We start from the raw sequence: 25,521 nt of genomic DNA on the forward strand, positions 1-25,521 counted from the left end.
ATAAATCGACACATTGCAAATCGTCAATACATTACTGCGTTACGATGAGCGCGTGTTCTCGGAGACGGAGTTGCTAGCTGTGTTCCGGGCTCTGTCCAATCCAGCCCGCCGCCAGATGTTGGTGTGGCTCAAGGAGCCGATGAGCTTCCCCGGCCAGAAGCCCGAGGACGTCGAGATCGGCGTCTGCGTGAGTGACATCCAGCGGCGCGCCGGCCTGAGTCAGCCGACCACCTCTCAGTACCTCACGACGCTGCGGCAGGCAGGGCTGGTGGTCGCCACCCGGCGAGGCAAGTGGACCTACTACCGCCGCGACGAAGAGAACATAGCGTGCCTCCTGGATACCCTGCGCGACGTCTTCTAGACCGACAACAGATCTCGTGCTGTGAGTAGGTGGGGTTCGTGATCGAGGCCGCCAGTGGGCCGCTGTCCTGTCGGCCGACGAGGTGTGAGGCGGGCCGCCGCCATGTCGACGGCGAAGGCCTGAAGAGGACGCGTCGGCAGTCTGATGGCGGGTGCGGCATCACCGCCCGAATCCCGCACCCGCGCAGCGGACATGATCATGCCGGCACGGCTCCGGCACGCCCTCGGCACAGGCACACTGCTGCCGGACCGCCGACGGGGAAACGTCGCGTGACGTCGCGCGGCATCGCAGTCCGCACAAGAACCGGCTGCTCGAGCAGCGCGATCTCGCCAAGAGCGCGACCGTGTCGACTCACGCCGACGAAGTCAGGCGAGGGGCCGCAGCAGCAGCCGCACGCGCCGGCCTCACCGACGAGCAGATCTCGGCCGTCCTGCGGGTCGCGATCAGCATCAACGCGTTCGGCCGCGTCGATCATGAGTGGTCATCCGGTCAAAGTGGCCTGACAGCGTCGCGGTCAGCCGAATCGCGGGCGCCCAGCCAGGTCGTTCGTGAAGTCAGTGGCGGCAACACGGCACAGAGGGAGTCTCAGTGCCCTGGGGTCGGGCGAGCGCCTGTCGTCAGCGCCTGTCGTCACGACGGTCGGGGCGGTCTCCGTTCAGGACGGTGACGACCGCGAGCCCGAGTCCGGCGGACCCTCGCCGAGCGCCTCCCAGGCCCGGGCATCGGCAGGCGGCAGCCCCTACGTGGCCACCAGCTGCAACCTGGACGGAGATCGGCGAGGTGCACCGCACCACCGAGGCCGCCCAGTTCCGCGACCGCGTGCAGCAACGCGAGCCGAAGGATACGCATCAACCGAACGAGGTTAGGGTGAAGATCTGGCCGACGGAAAGCCGTCGAGCCGAGTCGTAGCAGGCCTGGTAGCAGGCTCACATGGAGGGCACATGACAGTCGAGGTCAGCGACGCTCCCGAGGCAAACCGCTACGAGGCCCGCGTCGACGGGGAGTCCAAGCCTGCGGGCATCGCGCAGTACATCCGTACGGCGGAACTCATCGCGTTCGTGCACACCGAGGTCGAGCCGCGGTACGAGGGCAGGGGAGTCGGATCCGCGCTGGCCCGCACCGCCCTGGACGAGGCACGCGCGGCGGAGCTGCGGGTGCTCGCCACCTGCCCCTTCTTCGCGGGCTGGATCGCCCGGCACCCCGAGTACCAGGACCTGCTGTACCAGTCCCGAAGCCAGGTCAGTGACTGAGAAGACGTGCTGGGCTGCCCGGGGTGTTCGACCCGACGAAGCGCCCCTGGATCCGGCCGGACAACATCACGGTCGATCAACTGGCCGAAGTGGTGCGTGGCCGTGACTGTGCCGTGGACAACGTAGGCGGCGTCTTCGCAGGTAGCGCCGATTGCGACGGGAGCTGTGCCCCGGGTCGGCGTTCGCCGAGGCGCTGGGCGGCGGCTTCTCCGCCGCCTACCTGGTGTGCGGCATCGCGGCGGCGGTCGCCGCGATGCTCACCGCCGTCGGCATGCTCGGCTTCCGCGCCCGCGGCGGCTCCGCCGAGGCGGACTCGCTCGACATGGTGCCGTCCGGCCGGGCCTCCGCACCGCAGCCCCGCGGCGAGGTAGCCCCTCACAAGGGTGTGGCCGGGTCACCCGTGTCCCCGGCCACACCCTCGTTTCTCACCTCAATGACGTCAACTCAGCGGTTCGATACTGATGTTGCGGTACCGCACCGTGTTGCCGTGGTCCTGGAGCCGGATCGCCGCGGCCGCCGGTCCCTCGGGGGCGCCGCCGCCCGTGGGACCGTCGACGGCCACGTCGTCGTGGATCTTCTTGCCGTTCCACACCACCGTGATCCGGGCGTCGGACGTCTTGTGGCCCTCGGCGTCGTAGCGCGCGGCGCGGAAGACGATGTCGTACGACTGCCAGGTCTCCGGCGGGCGGGCGGCGTTCACGTCGGGCGCCTTCTTCTGGTAGACGGCGCCAGCCTCGTCGGTGGCGGGGGTGGTGTCACCGTAGGAGTCCAGGATCTGGATCTCGTAGCGGTCCTGGAGGTAGACCCCGCTGTTGGCGCGGTCCTGGCCGGTGACGTCCGGGGGCAGCTTCGGCAGCCAGTACTCGACGTGCAGCCGGAAGTCGTCGTAGCTGTCCTTGGTCCGGATGTCGCCGCAGCAGACCTCCGCCGCCCCGTCGGCGACCGGCCACTGCACCGGGCGTCCGTCGGTGTGCTGCCACCGGTCCAGGCCCCGGCCGTCGAACAGGGTGACCGGTGCGCCGTGCCGGTCGACGGTGATCAGGTCGAGGTTGACGTGCCCCGTGTCGCCCTCGTCGACCCGGTAGGCGACGGTGTTGTGCCCGGCGCGCAGGCGCACCGTCTCCCGCTGGGTGGACCAGGTGTCCCAGTCACCGGTGCTGCGCAGCTGTGTCTGCCTCACCTTCTGTCCGTTGACGTACAGGGAGAGGGACTTGGCGCCCTGGAAGGGGTTCGGGCCGTTGGAGTAGCGCAGGCCCACGTCGTAGCTGCCGGTCTTGCCGGCCGTGACGTCGAAGGTGGTCGTGGCGCCCTGGGTGCCGTACCGGTCGACGAAGCCGCTGCCGGAATATCCGCGGTGGTCGGTGTTGATGCCGGCCGCGCCGGTGAGGGACGCCTCCTCCGCTTCGTACACCGGGCCGGGTGCGGGCTGCGGGCCGGGCAGGGCGTTGAGGGTGTACCAGGCCTCAGTGCTCCACAGGGTCTCGCCGGACGCGGAGCTGAACGGGCGCGGGGAGCGGACGTGCACCACGCGGCCCGGTTTGAGGCCGTCGATCGCCAGGGTGACCTTCTTGCGGTCGGCGGACAGCTTCGCCGAGGTCACCTCCAGGGTCTCCTCGGCGATCTTCGGGCCGCCGTAGTCGCGGGTCGGGGTGTAGCGCCACTGCTCGGCCCGGTAGTGGCTCACCAGGTCCTCGGCGGTCTCCTGCGACAGCGGCTGGGTGTACTCCAGCTCGAAGCCGCCCTTGCGCACTCGCATGGCCTGGATGTCGAAGGTGTTGCCGCCGTTGGGCGTCAGCTTCTGCAGGCCGAACTTGAGCTTCCCCTCCTGGCCCCAGTTGCCGTCGGCGCCGAGGCCGCCGACGTAGATCGCGCCGTCGGGGCCCATGCTGATGCGGTTCACGCCCGCCTCGAGTCCCTGGGTGAAGCGGAAGACGGCGCCCTGGTACTGGCCGTCGACCTTCTCCAGGTAGGCGCGCTGGAGGCCGCCGTAGGTGACGTCACCGAACAGCATCTGCCCCTTGAAGCGTCCCTTGGTCAGGTACAGCGGCGTGCTGGGCGAGTTGGCGATCTCGTTCTGCGGCAGCCACAGCACCGGCTGCGTCACCGGCTCCTTGTCGAAGGGGCCCACGGGGTTGGTGTAGTGGTTGAAGAAGCGGTCCTGCCGGACGTGGACCAGCTTCGACGCGGGCAGCCAGCCGCCCTGGTTGTCGGTGACGAACATGCCGCCGCCGGGTCCCCAGCCGATGCCGTTGGGCGTGCGGAGGCCGCCGGCCAGGTAACTGACCTTGCCCGTCTTCTTGTTCACCTTGACGGTGACGCCCCGGCCGGGTGCGGGCTGCGGGTCGGTGGTGGCTCCGCCGTAGTCGATGGCGACGGACAGGTTCAGGTAGAAGTAGCCCTTGTCGTAGAGCAGGCCGAAGGCGAACTCGTGGAAGTTGCCTCCGTACGGCCAGGTGGCGACGGTCCGGGACCGGTCCAGGAAGCCGTCCCCGTCGCTGTCGCGCAGCTCGGTCAGCTCGTGCTTCTGCGAGACGTAGACCGTGCCGTCGACGACCTTCAGGCCCATCGGCTCCTTGAGCCCGTCGGCGATCTTCGTGGCCCGCACCTGGTCGGGGCCGGTGGAGCCGGTCGCGTGGTCGAGGACGTAGACCTCGCCGGCCGTGTTGTCGGTGCCGCCCCAGGTACTCACCACCAGCCGCCCGTCGGGCAGCCAGTCCATGCCGGTGACCTGCGGCTCGAAGCCATCGGGGCGCAGGTCGGTGAGCGTGTGGTCGGGGCGTACGGCGTTCAGCGGCAGGCCGTCGCCGGGCGAGTCGAGGACGCCCTCGCACTCCTTGCGGCCCGGCGCGGTCACCCGGACCACCCCGGCGTCGGTGCTCAGCGCCTCGTTCGGCACGGTCGTGAAGCCGTCGGCGCCCGGCGGCCGCCAGGCCAGGGTGAGCTGCTGGCCGCCGCCGCGCTCGAAGTGGTCGATGCGCAACGCGTGCAGGCCCGCGGTGAGTTCGACGGTGCCGTCCTTGGGCTCCGCGCCGTGCAGTCCGTCGTGGTCGACGACCACCCGGTCGTCGATCAGCAGTCGCGAGCCGTCGTCGCTGATCAGCCGGAAGGTGTACGAACCGTCGGCCGGCACCTGGACGTTGCCGGTGACCTGGCTGACGAAGTTGTCCGCGAACCCGCCGAAGTCGTCCGTGGAGCTGAAGTCGACGACCGGTGCCAGCCGGTCGACGTTGGGCGTCTGGCCGGGCTTGAGCGTGCAGATCTCCTCGAGCGGGACCTGCACGTCGAACACGCGGAGTGTGACGCCGGGTTCCTGGGGCGGCACCTCGGCCCGCGGCGCGGCGCCCGGCCGGGCGGAGGCCAGGGGCGACCCCCACACCCCGCCCGCCAGGAAGGCGCCGACGATCAGACCTGTGAGGGATCTTCGGACATGCCGGTATAGCCGTGCGTCCATGCTTCCTCCTGCTGGGTCGACCGGAGGGCCGGATCAACTCCGGTGCCGAATGGGCGAGTACGTGATTACGCCAACGGTTGCGCCGACACGGTAGGAGACTTCTGCTCAGTCCGTCCATACTTTGTCATCGATGAGTTCAAAGTTCGCCGGACGGGCAACGAAGAGGCGGGCCCCGGCACGTACGGGACCCGCCTTTCGTGGAACGCCGGACGGCTCAGGGCTTACGGGCGAGACCGCCGTGCTCGGCGATGACCTTCGGGGCCGGCGCGTCGGCCTCCGGACGCCACTGCTGCACCGAGACCACGCCGGGCTCGACCAGCTCCAGCCCGTCGAAGAACGAGGTGATCTGCTCGACGGTGCGCAGGTTGTACGGCACCGCGCCGCTGGAGTTGTAGCCGTCCTGGGCGCGCTCGAACTCCGGGTCGATGCCACGCGAACCGTCGTTGATCGAGAGGTAACTGCCGGACGGCAGGGCGGACATCAGCCGGTCGACGACGGACCGCGCCTCGTCGTAGTCGGCGATGTGCCCCAGGATGTTACTGAGGATCAGCGCGGTGGGCCGGGTGAAATCCAGGGTCCTGCCCGCGGCCTCCAGGATGCGCTCCGGCTCCAGCACGTTCGCGTCGACGTACGCCGTCGCACCCTCGGGCGTGGAGTAGAGCAGCGCGCGGGCGTGGGCGAGGACCATCGGGTCGTTGTCGACGTAGACGATCCGGGCGTCCGGTGCGATCCGCTGGGCGACCTGGTGGGTGTTGTCGGCCGTCGGGAGGCCGGTGCCGATGTCCAGGAACTGGCGTATGCCCTGCTCGCCGGCCAGGTAGGTGATGTTGCGGCGCAGGAAGGCGCGGCTGCTGCGGGCGATGGTGACGATGCCGGGGAAGACGCCGGTGTAGGCGTCGCCGGCCTCCTCGTCGACGGGGTAGTTGTCCTTCCCTCCCAGCCAGTAGTTCCAGATGCGGGCCGAGTGCGGCACCGAGGTGTCGATCTTCTGCTGTGCTGATCCGGGTGCCGTCGCAGGGTCGGTCATGGGTACCGTCCGTGATGATCCGAGAGCTGTTGTCGCCGCTCAATCTACGGTCCCACAGCTCATCGGCGCAGGCTTGTTCGAAGGTGCGCCGGACGTTCGTACGGGGCCGCCGTCACGGTGACGGGGGCCCCGGCGGGGGCATATGCCCCAGGCATGGTCAGGCCCGTTGCTCAGGCGAGTTCGACGAGCAGGTCGCCGCCCTCCACCTGCTGGATGCGGTTGATCGCCAGACGGGACACCGTGCCGGACTTCGGCGCGGTGATGGCCGCCTCCATCTTCATCGCCTCGATGGTCGCGACCGTCGCGCCGGCCTCCACCGCGTCACCCTCGGCGACCGCGAGGGTCACCACACCGGCGAAGGGGGCCGCGACATGGCCCTGGTTGGCACGGTCGGCCTTCTCGGTGACCGGAACGTCCGACGCCGCGGCCCGGTCACGGACCTGGATGGGCCGCAACTGGCCGTTCAGCGTGGCCATCACGGTGCGCATGCCGCGCTCGTCGGCGTCACCCACCGCCTGGAGCTCGATCAGCAGCCGGACCCCGGGGTCGAGGTCGACGCTGTACTCCTTGCCGGGACGCAGGCCGTAGAAGAAGTCCTTGCTGTCCAGCACGCTGGTGTCGCCGAACGACTGCCGGTGCGCGTCGAACTCACGGGTCGGGGCGGGGAACAGCAGCCGGTTCAGGGTGGGGCGCCGGTCCTTGGCCAGGCCGTCGCGGTCCTCGGCGGACAGTTCCGCCACCGGCCTGGGTTCCGCACGGCCGCGCAGGGCCTTGCTGCGGAAGGGCTCGGGCCAGCCGCCGGGCGGGGTGCCCAGTTCGCCGCGCAGGAAGCCGATCACGGAGTCGGGGATGTCGTAGCGGTCCGGGTCGTCCTCGAAGTCCCGCGGGTCGACGCCCGCGCCGACCAGGTGCAGGGCCAGGTCGCCGACCACCTTGGACGACGGGGTGACCTTCACCAGGCGGCCCAGCATGCGGTCGGCGGCGGCGTACATCGCCTCGATGTCCTCGAAGCGGTGGCCGAGGCCCAGCGCGATCGCCTGGGTGCGCAGGTTGGACAGCTGGCCGCCGGGGATCTCGTGGTGGTAGACGCGGCCGGTCGGCGAGGCCAGGCCCGCCTCGAACGGCGCGTAGACCTTGCGGACGCTCTCCCAGTACGGCTCCAGGTCGCCGACCGCCTGGAGGTCCAGGCCGGTGGGCCGCTCGGAGTGGTCGGTGGCCGCGACCAGCGCCGACAGCGAGGGCTGCGAGGTGGTGCCGGCCATGGAGGCCACCGCCCCGTCCACCGCGTCCGCGCCCGCCTGTATCGCGGCGAGGTAGGTGGCGAGCTGCCCGCCCGCGGTGTCGTGGGTGTGCAGGTGGACGGGCAGGTCGAACTCCCGGCGCAGCGCCGACACCAGCTTCGCCGCCGCGGGTGCCCGCAGCAGGCCCGCCATGTCCTTCACGGCCAGGACGTGGGCGCCGGCCTCGACGATCTGCTCGGCGAGGCGCAGGTAGTAGTCAAGCGTGTAGAGCCGCTCGGAGGGGTCGGACAGGTCGGCGGTGTAGCAGAGAGCCACCTCCGCCACGGACGTGCCGGTCTCCCGCACCGCTTCGATGGCGGGCCGCATCTGGGAGACGTCGTTGAGCGCGTCGAAGATGCGGAAGATGTCGATACCGGTCGCCGCGGCCTCCTGCACGAAGGCGTCGGTCACCTCCGTCGGGTACGGCGTGTAGCCGACGGTGTTGCGGCCGCGCAGCAGCATCTGCAGACAGATGTTCGGCACCGCCTCGCGCAGCGCGGCCAGCCGCTCCCAGGGGTCCTCGGCGAGGAAGCGCAGGGCGACGTCGTAGGTGGCGCCGCCCCAGCACTCCAGGGAGAGCAGCTCGGGCAGGCTGTGCGCGACCACGGGCGCCACGGCGAGCAGGTCCTTGGTGCGGACCCGGGTGGCCAGCAGCGACTGGTGGGCGTCGCGGAACGTGGTGTCGGTGACGCCGATGGTCGGTGACTCGCGCAGCCGGCGGGCGAAGCCCTCCGGGCCGAGCTCGGTGAGCCGCTGCCGGGAGCCGGCCGGCGGCTCCCCCGCCGGCACCTCGGGCAGTTTGGTCATCGGGTCGACCAGCTCGGGCCGCTCGCCGTGCGGCTTGTTGACGGTGACGTCGGCGAGGTAGGTGAGCAGCTTGGTGCCGCGGTCGGCGGAGTGGCGGGCGGTGAGCAGCTGCGGGCGCTGCTCGATGAACGAGGTGGTGACCCGCCCGGCCTGGAAGTCGGGGTCGTCCAGAACGGCCTGCAGGAAGGGGATGTTGGTGGCCACGCCGCGGATGCGGAACTCGGCAACCGCGCGCCGGGCGCGGCCCACCGCGGCGCCGAAGTCGCGGCCCCGGCAGGTCAGTTTGACCAGCATCGAGTCGAAGTGGGCGCTGATCTCCGTACCCGCGTGGGTGGTTCCGCCGTCGAGGCGGATGCCGGAACCGCCGGGCGAGCGGTAGGCGCTGATGCGGCCGGTGTCCGGGCGGAAGCCGTTGGCCGGATCCTCGGTGGTGATGCGGCACTGCAGGGCCGCGCCGCGCAGGGTGACGGTCTCCTGCGACAGCCCGAGACCGGCGAGTGTCTCGCCGGCGGCGATGCGCAGCTGAGCCTGCACCAGGTCGACGTCGGTGACCTCCTCGGTCACCGTGTGCTCCACCTGGATGCGCGGGTTCATCTCGATGAAGACGTGGTTGCCGTCGCGGTCGAGGAGGAACTCCACGGTGCCGGCGTTGCGGTAGCCGATCTGCCGGGCGAACCGTACGGCGTCGGCGCAGATGCGGTCGCGCAGCTCCGGGTCGAGGTTGGGCGCGGGCGCGAGTTCGATCACCTTCTGGTGGCGGCGCTGCACCGAACAGTCCCGCTCGAAGAGGTGGATGACGTCGCCCTGACCGTCGGCGAGGATCTGCACCTCGATGTGGCGGGGTTCGACGACGGCCTTCTCCAGGAACACCGTGGGGTCGCCGAAGGCGGAGGCGGCCTCCCGGGAGGCCGCCTCGATGGACTCCCTCAGCTGGGCGGGGTCCTGCACACGGCGCATGCCGCGCCCGCCGCCGCCCGCGACCGCCTTGACGAACACGGGGAAGCCGATCTCCTCGGCGGCGCGGACCAGTTCGTCGATGTCGGTGGAGGGCGCCGAGGAGCCGAGGACGGGGACGCCCGCCTCCCGGGCGGCGGCCACCGCGCGGGCCTTGTTGCCGGTCAGCTCCAGGATGCGGGCGTCGGGACCGACGAAGGTGATGCCCGCGTCCTCGCAGGCCTTGGCCAGTTCGGGGTTCTCCGACAGGAAGCCGTAGCCCGGGTAGACGGCGTCGGCGCCCGCCCGGCGCGCCGCGCGGACGATCTCCTCGACGGAGAGATAGGCCCGGACCGGATGCCCCGGTTCGCCGATCTCGTAGGCCTCGTCGGCCTTGAGACGGTGCAGCGAGTTGCGGTCCTCGTGCGGGAAGACCGCGACGGTCCTCGCACCCAGTTCGTAGCCCGCGCGGAACGCCCGGATCGCGATCTCGCCGCGGTTGGCGACGAGCACCTTGCGGAACATGGTCGATCCCTTCAGCCTGCCGGTGACGATGACCATCGTGTCTGCGGCCGGTCCGGTACGCCATGTGAGCCGGGCCACTCGCCCCGGCACGTCATGACGCGAAAGGGGCCACAGAGGAACGTTTCCCCTGTGGCCCCGGTGCCGGGCGCCGGTGTGCGCCCGTGCGGTGCGGTGCTACTCGGTGACCTTGAGCAGCTTGTTGGGCGTGCCGGTGCTCGGGTTGCCGATCGCGTCGGCGGTGGCGCCCTCGGTCAGCGCCTGGGCGACGGCGGCCGGGTCGGCGTCGGGGTGGCCGGTCAGGTAGACGGCGGCGGCGCCGGCCACGTGCGGGGAGGCCATCGAGGTGCCGGAGATGGTCTTGGTGCCGGTGTCGCTGTCGTTCCAGGCCGAGGTGATGTCGGAGCCCGGCGCGTACAGGTCGACCGACTCGCCGAAGTTCGAGAAGCCGGACTGGGCGTCGTCCTCGGTGCTGGAGGCGACGGTGAGGGCCTCGGGCACCCGGGCGGGCGATCCCTGGCTCGCGTCGGCGGACTCGTTGCCGGCGGCGACCGCGAAGGTGACGCCGGAGGCTATGGCCTTCCGCACGGCCGCGTCGAGCGCGGGGTCGGCGGCGCCGCCCAGGCTCATGTTGGCGACGGAGGGGCCCTTGTGGTTCTCGGTCACCCAGTCGATGCCGGCGACGACCTGCTCGGTGGTGCCGGAACCGTTGTCGTCCAGCACTCTGACGGCGACCACGTTCGCCTTCTTGGCGACGCCGTGCTCCGCCCCTGCGATGGTGGCGGCGACGTGCGTGCCGTGGCCGTTGCCGTCGTCGGCGCTGTCGTCGTTGTCGACGGCGTCGTAGCCGTGGCGGGCCCGGCCCTCGAAGTCCTGGTGCGTGATGCGCACGCCGGTGTCGATGACGTAGGCGGTGACGCCCTCGCCGGCCTGGTCGGGGTAGGTGTACGCGCTGTCGCCCGCGGTGTCCGCCTGGTCGATGCGGTCCAGGCCCCAGGACGGCGGGTTCTCCTGGGTGGCGGTGGTGCGGTAGGTGCGGTTGGCGACCACGGCGCCGACGGCCGGGTCGGCGGCGAGCCGTTTGGCCTCCGTCGCGTTGAGGCCGTCCGCGGCGAACCCGTTCAGGGCCGCCGTGTACGACCGGCTGAGCTCGCCGCCGTACTCCTGCGCCAGTTCCTCGCGGTCCGCGGACGTGGTGCTCCCGTCCAGCAGGACGATGTAGCTGCCGGCGACGGCGTTCGCGGCGCCGAGGCCGAGGACGGTGCCCTCGGCGGGTGGGGCCGCCTGGGCGGAGGCCGCCCCGAAGAGGGCTGCCGTGCTCGCGGCGGTCACCGCGCAGGCGGCGGCGGTGACCTTCAGTGCGACGGTGCGCATCCGATGCGTCATGAAGAGGGATCTCCTCGTCAGGTGTGGGGGGTTGACCTCCGGCGCGACGTCACGGGGAGGCTGACGAGAAGACTGACCAGTTGTCGCGGTCAGATCAATGGCGGCCGGTGGCGGCGGACGCCGTGCGAGGGCACATCTCCACAACGTCCGCCCATGCCGGAGCCAACCGCTCGGCAAAAGCCGAGCTGAGCGGGGTGCTTGAACGCGCCAACCAGCGCCTGGGCGAGATTCGTGACCATCCCCTCACCCAACCCTCACCCGGCCGGTGTTTCGGACTCTCGCGTTCCGGGGCGTCGCCGGAGGTCAGCGGAACAGGTCCGCGTGACGCCGGGCCCAGTCGCGAAGGCGCGCGGCGGGCGGCCGAGGACGTCCTGGACGCCGAGCCCGGGACGCAGTTCGGCATCGGCGGGCTCGCCCAGGATGCCGAGGGTGGTCTCGACGACGGCGTGCGGGTCGATCAGGTGGGCGGAGGCGCCCTCGTTCCCCGGGAACAGCGCGTCGGTGCCCTCGAGCACCTCGCGCAGACCCGCCTCGTCGGTCAGGTCCGCGCGCACCGGCCGCGCGCCGTCCGGTACCCGCGCGGCCGTGGTCCCCCTCGACGCCGCGGTCACCCGCTCGCCGTCCGCCGCGAGGGAACGGACCAGTTCCCGGCCGACGTTCCCCGTCGCCCCGGCCACCATGAACATGAACACCTGCACCGTCAGCCCGGTGGTGGACATCGTGTTCAGCCGCTGGACGACTCCGGTGCTGTGGGCCCTGCACGCCTACGGGCGACTCTCCGGCGCCGCACTGTCCGCCGCGGTGAGCCGTCTGCCGGGCGGTCAGGCCTGGCCGGTCTCGAAGCGGGAGATGCGGCCGTCGTCGTCGACGGTGAAGGACCAGCTGGTGCGCATCTCGCCCCAGGTGTCGTTGCTGTAGCGGGCGACGAGGCGCCGGCCGCCGTCGGACTCGTTGTCGACCTCCATGTGGCCGTGCGAGGAGAAGATCTCCCGGTCGGTCCACTCGGCGAGGTCGCGCTCGGTGCCGTCGTCCGCCATGGTGGCGCCCGGCGCCAGGAGGGCCATGAACGCCTCCCGGTCATGGTTGTTGACGGCCGCGACGAAGGCGCGGACGGCCGGGTCGCTGAGGCGGGTGATCTGAATGGTCATGCCGTCAGATTCGTACCGATGCCCGGCCCCCGCCACCCGCGTCACCCGATCGGCGCCGGTGGCGGGCCGGGCCCACGGCTCCGGTGGGACGGTGGTCGGGGCCAGACCACCGTGCACGGGGAGACGACGTGACCTGTTACGACCGACGTGACCTGGGACTGCTGCTGCTCCGGCTGGGAACCGGCGGGGTGCTCGCCGCGCACGGTTCGCAGAAGCTGTTCGGCTGGTTCGGCGGTGGCGGCATCGCGGGCACCGGCCAGTTCATGGACTCCATCGGGTACGCGCCCGGCAAGGTCAGCGCCACGGCGGCGGGCCTCGCGGAGACCGGCGGCGGGTTGCTGCTCGCGCTGGGGCTGGCCACGCCGGCGGCGGGTGCGGCGGCGGCCGGGGCGATGGCGGGCGCCTCCGCCGTGCACGCGCCGAACGGCTTCTTCAACCAGGAGGGCGGCTTCGAGTACGCCGCGTCCCTGGGCCTGACGGCGGCGGGTCTCGCGGTGACGGGACCGGGCCGGCTCTCCCTCGACCACCTGCTCGGGCACACGGCCGACCGGAGCTGGATGGTCCCGGCGGCCCTCGCGGCGACGGCGGCGGCCACGGCGGTGGCGGTGGGGGCGCGCAGCCGGCGGCTGCGGAAGGCCCGGGAGGGTCAGCAGGGCGTGCTGTTCGAGTAGCGCGTCACGGCGGGGCGGGCACTGTCGGTGGCCTGTGCCAGGCTCTGCGCCCATGAGCGAGCACCTGTCTTCCCCGCCGGCCTCCGCCGCGGGTCTGTGGGAGTCCATCGACGGACTGTGCGGCTGGCTGGACGCGAACAGTCCCGTCGACGGCCCCGAGCGTCTGCTGATGCGCGTCCTGAAGCTGTCCGAGGAGGTCGGCGAGGTCGCGCAGGCGCTGGTCGGCGTGACCGGCCAGAACCCCCGCAAGGGCGTCACGCACAGCTGGGACGACGTGCGGGCCGAGCTGTGCGACGTCGCCGTCACGGCCCTGGTGGCGCTGCGCACCCTCACCCCGGAGGCGCGGGACGTCTTCGCCCGCCACCTCGACCGCATCACCGAGCGGTCACTGGGCGCGTGAACACCCGCGGTCGGCCCGTGGCGGCGTGACCTCCACGGGCCGCCCATGGGGGCGTGACCCCCGCGGCCGTCCCGCCGCCCGCCGCCGTACGCGGCGCCTCCTCAGCAGGAAGTGTCCTCCGGCAGGTGGGTCTCCGCCCACCTGCCCAGTTCCTTCAACGCCGGTTCCAGCGCGGCCCCCGACTCCGTGAGGCGGTACGCGACCCGCAGCGGCGGACCCTCGTCGACCTCACGGACCAGCAGTCCCGCCGCGCCCAGTTCGGCCAGCCGGTCGGAGAGCATGCGCTCGCTGATGCCGGGGATGGCCCTGCGGAGCTCGGCGAAGTAGGCGGGCTGCTCCACCAGCACGGCCACGATCGGGCCGGTCCACCGCTTGCCGAGCAGCTGGAACACACGCGTGATACCGCCGTCGACCTTCTTGCACGCCTCTGTCCCGTGTACCTGCTCCGCCGCCATGCCCTCAGGGTACCGCCGTCCACAGGAGGTGAAAAAAGGTAAGTACCTGTGTTATTCATAGTCCAGTACGAATCCGCAGCGGTTACGTGACACACGTCTCCGCTCCTCCGACCATGGGAGAAACCCCAGATGGCCACGCTTCTGCACATCGACTCCTCCGTCTTCCCGGCCTCCGCCTCCGCGTCGCGGGCCGTGGCGCGGACCTTCCGCCAGGCGTGGGAGGAGCAGCACCCCGAGGGCACGGTGATCCACCGCGACCTCGCCACGGACCCCGTGCCGCACCTGACCGCGGAGTCCCACCTGGCGGCCGTGACCGACCCCGCGGAGCACACCCCGGAGCAGGCCGCCGCACTCGCCCGGCGGCTGCTGCTGATCGAGGAGATCGAGCGGGCGGACGCGCTGCTGATCGGCGCGCCGATGTACAACTTCACGATCCCGTCCACGCTCAAGGCCTGGCTGGACAACGTGATCCTGGTGGGCCGCACCGCGGGTGACGCGCCGTCCGCCAAGGGCACCCCCGTCACCGTGGTCGCCAGCCGCGGCGGCTCCTACGCCCCCGGCACGCCCCGCGAGGGCTACGAGTACGTGCAGAACTACCTGCGCGCGGTGCTCGGGGACATGATGGGGCTCGACGTCGACTTCATCGTCCCCGAGCTGACCATGGCTCCGCGGGTGCCGGCGATGGCGGACCTGGTCCCGCTGTTCGAGAGCTCCCGCGAGCGCGCCCACCAGGACGCGACCGCCCGCGCCCGGGCCCTCGGGCACCGGCAGGCGGCCTGACACACCTCACCGGGTGCGCCGCGAAGGTGCGGCGGAACCCGCCAGGTGGCCGTGCCGGGTCAGCCGCGGCGGCGGGTGTCCTCCAGGAAGTGCAGGACGGCCGCGACCCGGCGGTCGGTGCGGTCGGTGGGGGGCAGGTCGAGCTTGGCGAAGATGTTGCGGATGTGCTTGTGCACGGCGCCGTCGCTGACGACGAGCCGTTCGGCGATGGCCGCGTTGCCCAGTCCCTCCGCCATCAGCGCGAGCACGTCCCGCTCCCGGGGACTGAGCCGCTCCAGCCGGGTGTCGGGCCTGCCACGGGTCAGCAGCTGGGCGACCACCTCCGGGTCGATGGCGGTGCCGCCGTCCGCCACCCGGTACAGCGCCTCGAGGAACTCCTCGACCCGCCCCACCCGCTCCTTGAGCAGATAGCCGAGCCTGGCACTGCCCTGCGCGAGCAGGTCGCCGGCGAACGCCTGCTCGACGTAGGCGGACAGCACGAGCACCGCGAGGCCGGGCAGGCGCCGCCGGGCCTCCACCGCCGCGGTGATCCCCTCGTCGGTGTGGGTGGGCGGCATCCGCACGTCGACGATGGCGACGTCCGGCCGCTGCGCGTCCACGGCGTCCAGGAAGCCGCCGGGGTCCTCGGCCGTGGCCACCACGTCCAGGGACTCCGCGCGCAGCAGCAGCGCCAGCCCTTCGCGCAGCAGGGCGTCGTCCTCGGCGATCACGATCCGCATGGCAGGGTCACCTTCAGGGTGGTGGGGCCGCCCCGGGGGCTGGCCAGCTCCAGTGTTCCGTCGTGCGCCTCGACCCGGCGGCGGATGCCGGTGAGCCCGGACCCGCCCCGCTCGTCGGCGCCGCCGTGGCCGTCGTCGCGGACCTCGACGCGCAGCAGGCCGCCCGCCGTGCGGACGGCGACCCACGCCTCGCCCGCGCCGCTGTGCCGGGCGATGTTGGTCAGGGCCTCGGCGACCACGAAGTACGCCGTCGCCTCCACCGCCGCCGGGCACCGCGCGGGGACGTCCGCGTCGACCCGGCACGGCACCGGGCAGCCGGCCGCCAGCGCGGTGAGGGCGTCGGGCAGGCTCCGGTCGGCGAGGACCGGCGGGAGGATGCTGCGGACGACCGCGCGCAGTTCGGTGAGTGCCTGCTCGGCGGCGTCCTGGGCGCGGTCCAGCAGGGCCGCGGCCTCCTCCGGGTTCCGGGCGAGGGCGCGCCGGGCGGCCCCGAGCAGCACGGTGACGGCGACGACGCGATTCTGTGTGCAGTCGTGCAACGCCCTTTCCACGCGGCGCAGTTCGGTGACGTGGGCGTCCAGCGCGGCCGCCCGCGTGGCGGTGAGCTCGGCGACCCGCAGGACGAGGTCGGTGCCCGCGTCGGGGCGCAGCAGCCGCCGTCCGGGCCAGGCCTGGAGGCGGGCGAGGGCGGGGGCGCACACCAGGACGACGCCGACCAGCGCGGCGCCGACCAGGCTGATGGCCAGGGCGCCGGGCCAGTCCCGCACGGTCCACCAGCCGACGGCGGAGGTGGCCTCGCTCTCCGGCAGGAAGCGCCAGTACAGCGGGAAGCTGATGTCGTGGGCCGCGCTGAGCGGCAGCGTCGCCCCGATCAGCCCGAGGAACAGGCCGAGCACCGTGTGCGTGGCCACCCAGCGGACCTCGCGGCGCAGGGCGCGGTCGGCGAGCATCGCCCGCAGCCCGGACGGCGGCGGCGCCGGGCCGACGATCTCCGGACCCCAGCGGGAGAGCCTGCCGCGTTCCCGGTCGGCGACGGCACGGACCGCGTGCAGGGCGGACGGCAGCAGCCACAGGCCCACCCCGACGAGGCAGGCCGCCGCGGTCAGGGCCAGCCACAGCGTCGCGAGCAGGGCGAGCAGTCCGGTGCCCAGGCCCCCGACGAGGTGCTCCAGCGCGTCCAGCGCCGCCCGGGCGCGGGCGGACCCGGCCCGGCGCCGCCCCGGCCGTACGTCCGCCGGGCGGTCGTGGGTCACCACCATCCGCACCTCCCAGGCACGGAGGATAGAACGCCCGGGCCGCGGCCCGCCGACGCGTCCGGCCGACGGGCGCCCACGGCCGGGGGGCGCGGGGCGGGTGCGGGCCCGGGCACGTGCGCTCACTCGCGGACGCCGATGCCTTCGACGGGGGCGGTGCGCAGGATCCGGCCGACCGGGAGCACCGTGGCCAGCAGCGCCAGCACGGCCGTCCCGCCCAGCAGGACCGCCCAGCCGGCGGCGGGCACATGGGGTACGCCCGCCCCGGTCACGGCACGGACGACCGAGGTGAGGGTGACGGCGGCGATCCCGGCCCCTATCAGCAGCGCCACGCCCAGCAGACCCGCCTGTTCGGCGTGCACCATCCGCCTGACCTGGCCGCGGGTGACGCCGGCCAGGCGCAGCAGGGACAGCTCCCGGGTGCGGGCCAGCGCCGCCATGACGAGGGTGTTGGCGGCGGCCAGGACCGCGTAGCCGACCAGCACGGCGACGAGCATCTTGTTGAGCCAGCCGCTGACGGCGACGTCCTCGGCGAGTGCGCCGGTCAGAGCGCCGGCGTCCACCAGCGCGCCGCCCGGGTGGCGGCGGGCCAGCCCGGCCAGGTCCCGCTCGGCCCCGGGGTCCGGGGCGGTGCGGACGAGGACCTGGTCGTCGAGGCCGGTGACGGTGTGCCCGGCGAGGGTGTCCCGGTGCAGGGTGACGTCGCCGAAGCCCCAGCCGCGCTCGTACAGGGCGACGACGCGCAGGGTGACGGGGGTGCCGTCGCCGAGCCACAGCCGGGCCCGGTCCCCCAGCCGCCAGCCGGCGGCGTCCGCCCGGGTGGTGGACACGGCGACGGTGTTCTCGCGCAGGTCTCCGAGGCTGCCGGACCGCACCCGCAGGTCCAGGGTCCGTTCCGCGCCCCGAGGGTCGATGCCCAGCGCGGGCACGGTCTGCGGCTCCAGCCGGTCGGGCACGACGACCGAGGTGCGGCGCACGCCGGTCGCGGCGAGCACCCCGGGGATCCGGCGGGCCTCGGCCGCGGCGGACGCGGGCAGTCCGGCGCCGGCGGTCAGCGCGTACTGGGCGAGGGTGCCGTCACGGCTCTGGGTGACCGTCTGCCGTTCGAGGTTGTCCTGGAGGAACCAGACGGTGCCGCCGAGGCCGACGGACAGCACCAGCGCGGTGAGCACGGCGACCATGCCGCGGGCATTGGCGCGCAGGTTGGCGGCGGCGAGGTACCCGCTGTTCCCCCACACGGCGCGCAGCACGGGCCCGAGCAGCCGGGCCGCCCCCTGGTTGATCCAGGGCGCGAGCAGGGCGACACCCAGTACGAACGTGTAGAGCATGCCCATCGCGGCGCCCAGCGCGCTCTGCCCGTCGGCGGCGCCGGTGAGGACGGTCAGGGAGGCCGCCCCGGCGAGGCACGCCAGCCCGCTCACCAGGCGCGCCCTGCTGCCGGAGCCGGGTTCCACGGCGGCCTCCCCGAGCGCCTCGGTGGGGCGGATCCGGGTCACGCGCAGCGCGGCGGTCCAGGCGGACAGCAGCGCCACGGCGGCGACGGCCACGGTGACGGCCGCGGCGGACAGCGCTCCGCCCTGGACGGCGAAGTTCTCCGGCACGAAGCCCCGGGAGACGAGTTCGCCGCGGACCAGGCCCGTGGCGAACAGCCCGGCCGGGACACCGACGACGGCGGCGAGCAGACCGAGCAGGCCGACCTCCGCGAGCAGCATCAGCCGTACCTGGCCCGGGGTGGCGGCGACGGCCCGCAGCAGGGCGAGGTCACGCCGCCGGTGCCGTACGGACAGGCCGACGGTCCCGGCGACCACGAAGCCGACGATCGCCGCCGCGTAACCGGCGAACGCGCCACCGGCGCCGAGCGTGGGGGCCCGCGCGGTGGCGGCCTCGGGCTCGGCGGCCAGTCCGCGCGCGTCACCGGTGTACGTGGTGGCGCCCGCGGCGTCGGCGATCCGGCGTACGGCGGCGAGGACGGTGTCCCGGTCGGCGTCCGGTGCGGTGAGGACGCCGATGGCGTCGAAGCGGCCCGGGTGCGGGTCCAGTGCGGCGGCGTGGGCGTCGGTGAAGAACAGCGCCGCGGGGCCGCTCGCCGTCCCGCCCGCGTCGACGACACCGCTGACCCGGTAGGTGCGGCTCACTCCGCCGGTGATCACCTGTGTGGTCCCGCCGGGGGCGAGCCCGGTGCCGTCGGCGATGCGGGCGTCGACGGCGACGTCCCGGTCCGAGCGCGGCGGGCCGCCGGCCACCAGCCGGTAAGGGGCCGGTGCGGCGCTCGACCAGCCGTGACCGGTGGTCGGCAGCTCCGGGGCGGCCGTCGTGGCCACCACGAGCCGGCGGTCGCCCACCGCGCGGGCCACGCCGGGCACCTCGGCCAGCTCGGCGGCCAGTGCCCCGGGGACGCTGCCCCGTTCGGGCAGGACCAGGGTGGTCCGCTCGGTCTCGCCGAACAGCGTCGGCCCGTCGACGGTCAGGTCCCGGTCGGCCACCACGGCGACCGCCGCCCCGTAGCCCCGCGGATCGCCCTTGTACCGCCACCCGGACTCCATGAGCAGGGCGCACGTCATCAGGACGGCGACCCCCACGGAGAGGGCGACGAACGTGGCGAGGAAGCCGCTCTTGCGGTACCGCAGTGTCTGCGCGGCCAGTCGGAGCACGCGTCAGCCCTCCCGGCTCGCCGCGGGCCGGCGGAGGCCCGGCATCGCGAGCTGTTCGGCGATCCGCTCGGGCCCGGACCGCTCCAGGTCCCGGACGATCCGCCCGTCGGCCAGGATCAGCACGCGGTCGGCGTAGGATGCCGCGACCGGGTCGTGGGTGACCATCACGACGGTCTGCCCGTACTGGTCGACGGCGGACCGCAGCAGGTCGAGGACGGCGGCGGCGGAGCGGGTGTCGAGGGCCCCGGTGGGCTCGTCGCAGAAGATCACCTCCGGCCGGGTGACCAGGGCCCGGGCGATCGCGGCGCGCTGCTGCTGGCCGCCGGAGAGCTGTGCGGGCCGGTGCCCGAGCCGCTCGCCCAGGCCGACCCGCCGGATCACCTCGTCGACCCAGGCGGGGTCCGGCCGCCGGCCCGACAGCCGGGACGGCAGCAGGATGTTCTGCTCCACGTTCAGCGCGCCCACCAGGTTGAACGCCTGGAACACGAACCCGACCCGGGCGCGCCGCAGTTCGGTGAGCCGCTTCTCCGACATCGACGACAGGTCGGTGTCCCCGATCCGCACCCGCCCGGAGTCCGGCCGGTCCAGCCCGGCCGCGCAGTGCAGCAGCGTGCTCTTGCCTGATCCGGAGGGCCCCATCACGGCGGTCGCGGTGCCGCGCGGGAACACGGCGCTCACGTCGTCGAGCGCCACGACCGGCTGTTCACCGCCGTAGGTCTTGCGCACGCGCTCGAGGCCGACGGCGACGCCGTCCGGGGTCAGTGCCATGGTGGGCCTTCCGGGTGAAGCTGTGCGGGACCCCACCGACGCTAGAGGGGCGGCGGCCCGCCGCCCATGCAGCCGGCGACCGGCTTCAGGTGGTGCAGGCGCTACCGTCCGGGGCCTTGGTGATCGAGTGGTGGCCTCCGGGGGGCGCGCGTACGGTCGTACGGTGGACTCCCGGAAGGGCGACCCGATATGACCGAAAGTCCGCGACCGGCGGCCTCCGCGCAGGACACCGCCCAGGGCGGCCGCGGCGGCGGCAACGCGATGGCCCTGTTCGTCATCGCCTCGTGTCAGCTGATGGTGGTGCTCGACATCACCATCGTGAACATCGCGCTGCCGCACATCCAGCGCGACCTCGACTTCTCGACCACCGGTCTGTCGTGGGTGGTCAACGCCTACACCCTCACGTTCGGCGGCCTGTTGCTGCTGGGCGGCCGGGCCGGTGACATCCTCGGCAGACGGCGGGTGTTCATCTTCGGTGTGCTGCTCTTCGTGCTGGCGTCGCTGCTGGGCGGGCTGGCGCAGAACTCGGGTCAGTTGCTGGCGGCCCGGGCGCTGCAGGGTGTGGGCGGCGCCATCGCCTCCCCGACCTCCCTCGCACTGATCAGCACGACCTTCCGTGAGGGGCCGGAACGCAACCGCGCCTTCGGCGTGTTCGCCGCGGTCTCGGCGGGCGGCGGCGCGATCGGCCTGCTGGCGGGCGGCGTCCTCGTCGAGTGGCTGAACTGGCGGTGGGTGCTGTTCGTCAACGTCCCGATCGGTCTGCTCATCGCCTTCGCCACCCCGCGCTGGATCAAGGAGTCCGAACGCCACCCGGGCCGCTTCGACTTCACCGGCGCGCTGATGTCCACCGCGGGCATGGTGCTGCTGGTGTACGGGTTCATCAGGGCCGGGCAGGACGGCTGGCGGGACCCGCTCACCCTGGCCTCGTTCGCGGTGGCGGTCGTGGTCCTGGTGGGGTTCGTCATGGTCGAGCGGAGATCACGGCAGCCGATCACGCCGTTGCACATGTTCGCGGACCGCAATCGCGCGGGCACCTACGGGATCATGCTGTTCCTGGCGGCGGCGCTGTTCGGCATGTTCTTCTTCCTGACGCTGTTCGTGCAGAACGTGCTGGGGTTCAGCCCCCTGCGGGCCGGTCTCGCCTTCCTCCCGGTGAGCGCGGTCATCGCGATCGGGGCCGGGCTGGCCTCGCGGTTCCTGCCGGTGTACGGGCCCAAGCCGTTCATGGTGGGCGGCGGCCTCCTGGCGGCGGCGGGCCTGGGCTGGCTGACCCTCACGGACGTGCACTCCACGTACGCCGGCAGTGTGCTCGGTCCGATGCTGGTCTTCAGCCTCGGCATGGGCATGGAGTTCGTGTCGCTGACCCTGATGGCGCTGTCCAACGTGCCCGTGCAGGAGACCGGCGCCGCCTCGGGTCTGCTCAACGCCACCCAGCAGGTCGGCGGTTCCCTGGGGCTGTCCATCCTGGTGACGATGTACGGCACCGCCAGCCGGAACGAGGCGGAGAAACAGGTCCCGCGTTTCCTGGAACAGGCGACCCCGGCCGAGCGGCTGCAGTTCCAGCGCACGGGTGAACTGCCCGCGCCGTGGGGCGCCGAGGTGCTCACCTCCGGGGTCTCCGCCGCGTTCGTCACGGCGGCGGTCTTCGCCGGCCTGGCCGCGCTGGTCGCGGTGGTGGCGATCCAGGTCCGTCCCTCGGACCTGGAACGCCTCCAGGGCGGCGGGGCGGGCGCCCCGCCGGGGTGAGGCCACGCCGTCGGTCGGTGTGACGCGCCCGGCGAGCGGTTCTCGTCGCGCGGTCAGCGCCCCTTGCGGGGCAGACGCAGGTCGGCGACGACCGGTCGGTGGTCCGACGCGTCGGTCTCCGGGACGCGGGCACCGGTCACGGCGACGCCGTGCGAGACGGTGATCAGGTCGATGCGCTTCTCCGGTTCGATCGCCGGGTAGGTGGGGCCGGCGTCGGGGGCGGCGTCCCGCAGGGTGTGCCACAGCGGCGCCAACTCGGGTGCCGACGCCTCGGCGTTGAAGTCACCGACCAGAATCCGCGGTCCCCGGTCGGCGGCCAGCACCTCCAGCATGTCGTCCACCTGGGCGGCGCGGATCGACGGGTCGGCCCGGTAGTCGAGGTGCGTGGTGTAGACGTGCGTGGGTACGCCCTTCACCCGGATCACCACTTCGGCGAAGCCCGGCGCCGGGGCGGGCACCGGGTCGGGTGTCTGGGTGGACAGACGGGTGATCTCGTGGTTCTCGGCGTACAGCACCGGGTGGCGGCTCAGTACGGCCACCCCGTACTGCCGGCGCTCACCGTCCTCGACGGCCGGGTCGAGGTCGTAGATCGGCGCGAAGAACACCCGCATGCGCAGCCTCCCGGCGAGCGCGCGGGCCTCGTCGGCGAACGCGCTGCGGTCGCCCCAGTGCACGTCGACCTCCTGGAGCCCGATGACGTCGGCGCGCAGGCCACGCAGGGCGGCGGCGGTGCGGTCGAGGTCAAAGACCTGGTCCTCCCCCGCCCCCGCGTGGATGTTGTACGTCGCGACGCGGAGTGGCACGGAACCGGACGCGGATGCCTCCTCCGCAGCGGCGGCCGGCGCCGCGGCGAGCGACAGGACGGCGGCGAGGAGCACGGCGACGGCGCGGGCGGGGCGGGCGGGAGGTCTGGAACCGGGCTGCATGCCTTCTCCTGTGCGCGGACGCGCTGTTGACGGGTCGGTGCGTCCTCGCATGGAAGCACAGGCGGGGTCGGCGGCCGGGTGCCTTGGCCGATCCTTTCCCTGCGCGTGGGCCCCGTGGTCCCCGGAACGCCGTTCCTCACCCCGGTTCTGACGGCCGGTCGCTTGCGGTGACCGTGCGGATGAGCGCCAGCACGGTGTCGGTCGTGTGCTCCAGGTGACTGCGGCCGTCGGGGCGGTGGGAGCGAGGGCTGATGTAACTGCGGCTGCCCAGGTGGGTGGCCGGGTCCATGCGGTGCACCGTGACTCGTCCGGCGCGCCGGGCTCGGTTCCAGCCGCTGCCCCGCAGCAGGGGCCAGCGCTGCGGGAACAGCCAGGTGCCGACCCGTTCGATCCGGTCGTGGGCGCTGGTGAGCCGGTGCAGGTGCAGGGCGTCGGAGAGGTCGTTGGCGCCGTTGTGGAAACCTCCGAGGGTGATCAGCAGCAGCGGGGAGCGCAGTTGGGCGTGGAGTTCGGGTACGGCGCCGGTGGCGACCTGGGCGCCGCCGCTGTAACTGAGCAGCACGACGGGGACGCCGCTGTGCGGCCGGTATCCGGCCCGCCGCAGCTGGCCGGCGATCTGGGCGCCCACGGCGCGGTTGTAGAGGGGACGGTAGCGGCGGTCGGCGGCCACGAAGATCTGCATGACGTTGTGCAGGAACAGCAGCAGTCCGGCGTGTCTGCGGATCCGCACCCACACCGGCCGGTCGGCGAGGGGTGCGGCCAGCGGCGAGTACGGCTGCACCTGTCCCAGCACCCGCAGTTCCGGGGCGGCGGCGATCAGTGCCTTGACCAGTTGGCCGCCGTCGCGCGTGTCGGTGAAGCGCCGTTTGCCGATGCCGTCGAGGTAGACCAGGTAGGCGGCGGGCGGTCGGTCGGGGCCGGCGCCCCGGGCGTAGGGCAGGCCGGGCGGGAGGTCGGTGACGGGGGTGCGCCAGCCGGCGGTGTACAGCATCACCTCGTAGCGGGCGAGCAGCGCCTCGACGAGCAGGAGCGGCCCCAGCACCAGGGCGACGAGCGGGAACCAGGTCATGCCGGCAGCTCCCGCGTCGCGTTCGTGCCGATCCGGCCGACGAGGCGCCGTACCGCCTCGACGGCCGCGGCCAGTCCGACTCCCGCGACGGCCACGCAGCCCGCGGCGGCCCAGCCGCCCACGCCGCTCGCCGCGGCGACCGGGCCGACCAGTCCCGCGCCCACCCCGGTCAGCAGCATCAGGTGCAGCAATGGGCCCAGCAGCGGGAACGCGATGACGGCACCGAGCAGCATCGGCGCGACCTGTGCGGCCGTCCAGCCGGGCGCGGCGGCCGTTTCGGTGGCGTGCGGCAGCATCTCGGCGAGGGTCCAGGCGGTGAGCGGCCACAGCGCTATCATGGCGCTCTCCACCGCGGTGCCGGTGAGCAGCAGTCCGGCCACGACCGGGGGCGACACCGTCCGGCGGCGGGCCACCAGGGGCAGGATCCGCCCGGCCGCCTCGGAGAGCCCGGCGAGCACCACCAGGGTGAGGACGAGGGGTGACATGGTTCAGTGCTCCCGCTCCTGTGAGGGTTTTGTCCGGGGTTCGTCCGCCGGGGCCGGCGTGCGCAGACGGGACTCGATCTCGTCGGCGGCGCGACGGTGTCCGCCGGCCTGTCGCTGGGCGGTGCGCAGGGCGGCGGCCCGCTGCCGGAAGCGCGGCTCGGTGAGCAGGCGGCGGGCCAGGGCGCGCACCGTCGCGTCGGTGGCGTCCCCGGGGCGGACGGACAGCCCCGCGCCGAGTTCCACGACCCGGCGGGCCACCTGCGGCTGGTCCGCGCCCTGCGGGACCACCAGCACGGGGACGCCCGCGTACAGGGCCTCGTTGACGCTGTTCATGCCCCCGTGGGTGACGAACAGCGCGGCCTGTCCGAGGATGTCGGGCTGCGGAACGAAGCGGCGGGCGAGCACGTTGTCCGGGAGCGCGCCGAGGGCCGCGGGGTCGGTGCGTCCGGTGGCGAGGACCACGGTGCCGCCGAGCGGCGCGAGTGCGGTGGCGAACCCCCGAAGTGCCCGCGGTCCGGCGTCGAAGACCGTGCCCAGGGAGGCGTACAGGACCGGGGCCCGCAGGCCGTCGAGGGGGAAGGCGGGATCGTGCGGGCGGGCGCCGACGCTGGGGCCCACGAAGCGGTAGGTGCGGGCGAAGGAGCCGGCGCCGGGCTGGAAGGCGCGCGAGGTGAAGACCAGGTTGAGCGGTTGCCGTACGTTCACCAGGTCGACCAGCGGCAGCCCGCGGGTGCGGTGGCGGCGGGCGAGCAGCGCTCGTGCCCGGGCGTAGCCCAGGAGGCTGCGGGGCCGGGCCAGGGCCTTGGCCAGCAGTTCGGCCGAGGGGCGCGTCGGGCTGGGGGCGCCGGGGCCGAACGCCATGGTGGTGAACACCGACACCGCGGGTACGTCGAGTTCGCTCGCCGCGACGTGGCCCCAGGGGCAGGCGGCGCCGTGGACGATCAGGTCGGGCCGGATGTGCCGCAGGTCGCGGAGCACGGACGGCAGCAGTTCGACGGCCGTGCGGGCGAGTTGCTCCAGCAGCGTGACGGGCGTCGGCGGACCGGCGAGCGGCGGGCCGTCCCCCGGGTAGAGGTGCACGACGGCGCCGGCGGCGGCCGTCTCCTCCGCGAACGCGGCGGTGGTGTGGTAGGTGACGGTGTGGCCGCGGCGCACCAGCTCGGCCACGACCGGCAGTGTGGGGTTGATGTGACCGCGCAGCGGGACGTTCAAGAACGCGATGGTGCTCACCGTGCGGCCCCCGCACCGTAGCCGTGCCGGCCGCCGCGACCGCGCCGGTCCGGCGGATACCCGGCACCGGCACGCCCGCAGCCGGTCACGCCCCCGGGCGGAGGTGTCGCGGGCCGGGGAAGGTCTCGAAGACCCGAGCCACTCATCGTTTCGTCCTCTCTCCTCACTCGGTCGACGCGTTCGCGTTCTCCTGATGGACCGGA

At 73.1% G+C, this 25,521-nt stretch carries 22 protein-coding genes; 6 read left to right on the forward strand and 16 right to left on the reverse strand.

Annotation, left to right across the window (positions count from 1 at the left end):
- Positions 1-52: 52 nt before the first annotated feature.
- Positions 53-361 carry an ArsR/SmtB family transcription factor gene (locus F3L20_RS20590; protein ID WP_150155622.1) on the forward strand — a complete coding sequence of 103 codons (309 nt, stop codon included), beginning with the start codon at positions 53-55 and terminating at the stop codon, positions 359-361.
- Positions 362-557: 196 nt separating this feature from the next.
- Here F3L20_RS20590 and F3L20_RS34055 read toward each other — a convergent pair whose 3' ends face one another.
- Positions 558-836, reverse strand: coding sequence for a hypothetical protein (locus F3L20_RS34055; RefSeq protein WP_167534570.1), 279 nt, complete (start codon positions 834-836; stop codon positions 558-560).
- 466 nt (positions 837-1,302) lie between these two features.
- On the opposite strand from F3L20_RS34055, the gene F3L20_RS20600 reads away from it, so the two are divergent.
- Entirely contained in the window at positions 1,303-1,611 is a 309-nt protein-coding gene (locus tag F3L20_RS20600; protein WP_150155623.1) for a GNAT family N-acetyltransferase, read from the forward strand.
- 439 nt (positions 1,612-2,050) lie between these two features.
- Here the strand turns inward: F3L20_RS20600 and F3L20_RS20610 are convergent, their stop codons facing one another.
- From F3L20_RS20610 to F3L20_RS20640, 6 genes are all read right to left on the reverse strand, one after another.
- Positions 2,051-5,062: a family 16 glycoside hydrolase gene (locus F3L20_RS20610; protein WP_150155624.1), complete on the reverse strand. Its 3,012-nt coding sequence runs from the start codon at positions 5,060-5,062 to the stop codon at positions 2,051-2,053.
- A gap of 214 nt (positions 5,063-5,276) precedes the next feature.
- Positions 5,277-6,089 carry an SAM-dependent methyltransferase gene (locus F3L20_RS20615; protein WP_150155625.1) on the reverse strand — a complete coding sequence of 271 codons (813 nt, stop codon included), beginning with the start codon at positions 6,087-6,089 and terminating at the stop codon, positions 5,277-5,279.
- A gap of 170 nt (positions 6,090-6,259) precedes the next feature.
- A complete protein-coding gene (locus F3L20_RS20620; protein WP_150155626.1) occupies positions 6,260-9,634 on the reverse strand; it encodes a pyruvate carboxylase in 3,375 nt (1,124 codons plus the stop codon).
- Between the two features lie 174 nt (positions 9,635-9,808).
- Positions 9,809-11,017, reverse strand: a complete 1,209-nt coding sequence (locus F3L20_RS20625) for a S8 family peptidase (RefSeq protein ID WP_150155627.1) — start codon at positions 11,015-11,017, stop codon at positions 9,809-9,811.
- 254 nt (positions 11,018-11,271) lie between these two features.
- Positions 11,272-11,736 (reverse strand): SDR family oxidoreductase, encoded by a 465-nt coding sequence (locus tag F3L20_RS20630; RefSeq protein WP_240810719.1) that lies wholly within the window; start codon positions 11,734-11,736, stop codon positions 11,272-11,274.
- Positions 11,737-11,838: 102 nt separating this feature from the next.
- Complete coding sequence (locus F3L20_RS20640) at positions 11,839-12,165, reverse strand: nuclear transport factor 2 family protein (RefSeq protein WP_024887786.1); 327 nt, start codon at positions 12,163-12,165, stop codon at positions 11,839-11,841.
- Positions 12,166-12,293: 128 nt separating this feature from the next.
- On the opposite strand from F3L20_RS20640, the gene F3L20_RS20645 reads away from it, so the two are divergent.
- Together F3L20_RS20645 and F3L20_RS20650 are read left to right on the forward strand one after the other, a co-directional pair.
- Entirely contained in the window at positions 12,294-12,836 is a 543-nt protein-coding gene (locus F3L20_RS20645) for a DoxX family protein (protein WP_150155629.1), read from the forward strand.
- 52 nt (positions 12,837-12,888) lie between these two features.
- The gene (locus F3L20_RS20650; RefSeq protein ID WP_150155630.1) at positions 12,889-13,236 is read left to right on the forward strand and encodes a MazG-like family protein; all 348 of its coding nucleotides are present in this window, start codon (positions 12,889-12,891) and stop codon (positions 13,234-13,236) included.
- A gap of 101 nt (positions 13,237-13,337) precedes the next feature.
- Here the strand turns inward: F3L20_RS20650 and F3L20_RS20655 are convergent, their stop codons facing one another.
- Positions 13,338-13,691: a winged helix-turn-helix transcriptional regulator gene (locus F3L20_RS20655; RefSeq protein WP_145828347.1), complete on the reverse strand. Its 354-nt coding sequence runs from the start codon at positions 13,689-13,691 to the stop codon at positions 13,338-13,340.
- A 129-nt stretch (positions 13,692-13,820) separates the two neighbouring features.
- Here F3L20_RS20655 and F3L20_RS20660 point away from each other — a divergent pair, with 129 nt between their 5' ends.
- Complete coding sequence (locus F3L20_RS20660) at positions 13,821-14,471, forward strand: FMN-dependent NADH-azoreductase (RefSeq protein WP_150155631.1); 651 nt, start codon at positions 13,821-13,823, stop codon at positions 14,469-14,471.
- A gap of 59 nt (positions 14,472-14,530) precedes the next feature.
- On the opposite strand, the gene F3L20_RS20665 is transcribed toward F3L20_RS20660, so the two are convergent.
- The 4 genes from F3L20_RS20665 to F3L20_RS20680 form a co-directional block, all read right to left on the reverse strand.
- Positions 14,531-15,190, reverse strand: coding sequence for a response regulator (locus F3L20_RS20665; RefSeq protein WP_150155632.1), 660 nt, complete (start codon positions 15,188-15,190; stop codon positions 14,531-14,533).
- Positions 15,178-16,449 carry a sensor histidine kinase gene (locus tag F3L20_RS20670; protein WP_150155633.1) on the reverse strand — a complete coding sequence of 424 codons (1,272 nt, stop codon included), beginning with the start codon at positions 16,447-16,449 and terminating at the stop codon, positions 15,178-15,180. The genes F3L20_RS20665 and F3L20_RS20670 overlap by 13 nt, the downstream gene beginning before the upstream one ends.
- Positions 16,450-16,565: 116 nt before the next feature.
- The gene (locus F3L20_RS20675) at positions 16,566-19,094 is read right to left on the reverse strand and encodes an FtsX-like permease family protein (protein ID WP_150155634.1); all 2,529 of its coding nucleotides are present in this window, start codon (positions 19,092-19,094) and stop codon (positions 16,566-16,568) included.
- Positions 19,095-19,097: 3 nt separating this feature from the next.
- Complete coding sequence (locus tag F3L20_RS20680; RefSeq protein ID WP_150155635.1) at positions 19,098-19,862, reverse strand: ABC transporter ATP-binding protein; 765 nt, start codon at positions 19,860-19,862, stop codon at positions 19,098-19,100.
- A 261-nt stretch (positions 19,863-20,123) separates the two neighbouring features.
- On the opposite strand from F3L20_RS20680, the gene F3L20_RS20685 reads away from it, so the two are divergent.
- Positions 20,124-21,608 carry an MFS transporter gene (locus tag F3L20_RS20685; RefSeq protein WP_150157434.1) on the forward strand — a complete coding sequence of 495 codons (1,485 nt, stop codon included), beginning with the start codon at positions 20,124-20,126 and terminating at the stop codon, positions 21,606-21,608.
- 53 nt (positions 21,609-21,661) lie between these two features.
- On the opposite strand, the gene F3L20_RS20690 is transcribed toward F3L20_RS20685, so the two are convergent.
- The 4 genes from F3L20_RS20690 to F3L20_RS20705 all read right to left on the reverse strand — a co-directional run bounded on the left by F3L20_RS20690 (position 21,662) and on the right by F3L20_RS20705 (position 25,318).
- Positions 21,662-22,534, reverse strand: a complete 873-nt coding sequence (locus tag F3L20_RS20690) for an endonuclease/exonuclease/phosphatase family protein (RefSeq protein ID WP_150155636.1) — start codon at positions 22,532-22,534, stop codon at positions 21,662-21,664.
- A 136-nt stretch (positions 22,535-22,670) separates the two neighbouring features.
- Positions 22,671-23,603 (reverse strand): hypothetical protein, encoded by a 933-nt coding sequence (locus F3L20_RS20695; RefSeq protein ID WP_150155637.1) that lies wholly within the window; start codon positions 23,601-23,603, stop codon positions 22,671-22,673.
- Complete coding sequence (locus F3L20_RS20700; RefSeq protein WP_150155638.1) at positions 23,600-24,088, reverse strand: hypothetical protein; 489 nt, start codon at positions 24,086-24,088, stop codon at positions 23,600-23,602. Before F3L20_RS20700 ends, F3L20_RS20695 begins: the two co-directional genes overlap by 4 nt.
- Before the next feature lie 3 nt (positions 24,089-24,091).
- Positions 24,092-25,318: a macrolide family glycosyltransferase gene (locus F3L20_RS20705; protein WP_150155639.1), complete on the reverse strand. Its 1,227-nt coding sequence runs from the start codon at positions 25,316-25,318 to the stop codon at positions 24,092-24,094.
- Between the last annotated feature and the right edge of the window lie 203 nt (positions 25,319-25,521).

Origin of the sequence: Streptomyces tendae, assembly GCF_008632955.1 — a bacterium.
Lineage (GTDB): Bacteria > Actinomycetota > Actinomycetes > Streptomycetales > Streptomycetaceae > Streptomyces.

What these genes read in the sequence shown, in the direction of transcription:
- F3L20_RS34055 (WP_167534570.1), bottom strand. Translation starts at nt 836, where the DNA reads ATGATCGACGCGGCCGAACGCGTTGATGCTGATCGCGACCCGCAGGAC.
- F3L20_RS20600 (WP_150155623.1), top strand. Translation starts at nt 1,303, where the DNA reads ATGACAGTCGAGGTCAGCGACGCTCCCGAGGCAAACCGCTACGAGGCC.
- F3L20_RS20610 (WP_150155624.1), bottom strand. Translation starts at nt 5,062, where the DNA reads ATGGACGCACGGCTATACCGGCATGTCCGAAGATCCCTCACAGGTCTG.
- F3L20_RS20615 (WP_150155625.1), bottom strand. Translation starts at nt 6,089, where the DNA reads ATGACCGACCCTGCGACGGCACCCGGATCAGCACAGCAGAAGATCGAC.
- F3L20_RS20620 (WP_150155626.1), bottom strand. Translation starts at nt 9,634, where the DNA reads ATGTTCCGCAAGGTGCTCGTCGCCAACCGCGGCGAGATCGCGATCCGG.
- F3L20_RS20625 (WP_150155627.1), bottom strand. Translation starts at nt 11,017, where the DNA reads ATGACGCATCGGATGCGCACCGTCGCACTGAAGGTCACCGCCGCCGCC.
- F3L20_RS20630 (WP_240810719.1), bottom strand. Translation starts at nt 11,736, where the DNA reads ATGTCCACCACCGGGCTGACGGTGCAGGTGTTCATGTTCATGGTGGCC.
- F3L20_RS20640 (WP_024887786.1), bottom strand. Translation starts at nt 12,165, where the DNA reads ATGACCATTCAGATCACCCGCCTCAGCGACCCGGCCGTCCGCGCCTTC.
- F3L20_RS20650 (WP_150155630.1), top strand. Translation starts at nt 12,889, where the DNA reads ATGAGCGAGCACCTGTCTTCCCCGCCGGCCTCCGCCGCGGGTCTGTGG.
- F3L20_RS20655 (WP_145828347.1), bottom strand. Translation starts at nt 13,691, where the DNA reads ATGGCGGCGGAGCAGGTACACGGGACAGAGGCGTGCAAGAAGGTCGAC.
- F3L20_RS20660 (WP_150155631.1), top strand. Translation starts at nt 13,821, where the DNA reads ATGGCCACGCTTCTGCACATCGACTCCTCCGTCTTCCCGGCCTCCGCC.
- F3L20_RS20665 (WP_150155632.1), bottom strand. Translation starts at nt 15,190, where the DNA reads ATGCGGATCGTGATCGCCGAGGACGACGCCCTGCTGCGCGAAGGGCTG.
- F3L20_RS20670 (WP_150155633.1), bottom strand. Translation starts at nt 16,449, where the DNA reads ATGGTGGTGACCCACGACCGCCCGGCGGACGTACGGCCGGGGCGGCGC.
- F3L20_RS20680 (WP_150155635.1), bottom strand. Translation starts at nt 19,862, where the DNA reads ATGGCACTGACCCCGGACGGCGTCGCCGTCGGCCTCGAGCGCGTGCGC.
- F3L20_RS20685 (WP_150157434.1), top strand. Translation starts at nt 20,124, where the DNA reads ATGGCCCTGTTCGTCATCGCCTCGTGTCAGCTGATGGTGGTGCTCGAC.
- F3L20_RS20690 (WP_150155636.1), bottom strand. Translation starts at nt 22,534, where the DNA reads ATGCAGCCCGGTTCCAGACCTCCCGCCCGCCCCGCCCGCGCCGTCGCC.
- F3L20_RS20695 (WP_150155637.1), bottom strand. Translation starts at nt 23,603, where the DNA reads ATGACCTGGTTCCCGCTCGTCGCCCTGGTGCTGGGGCCGCTCCTGCTC.
- F3L20_RS20700 (WP_150155638.1), bottom strand. Translation starts at nt 24,088, where the DNA reads ATGTCACCCCTCGTCCTCACCCTGGTGGTGCTCGCCGGGCTCTCCGAG.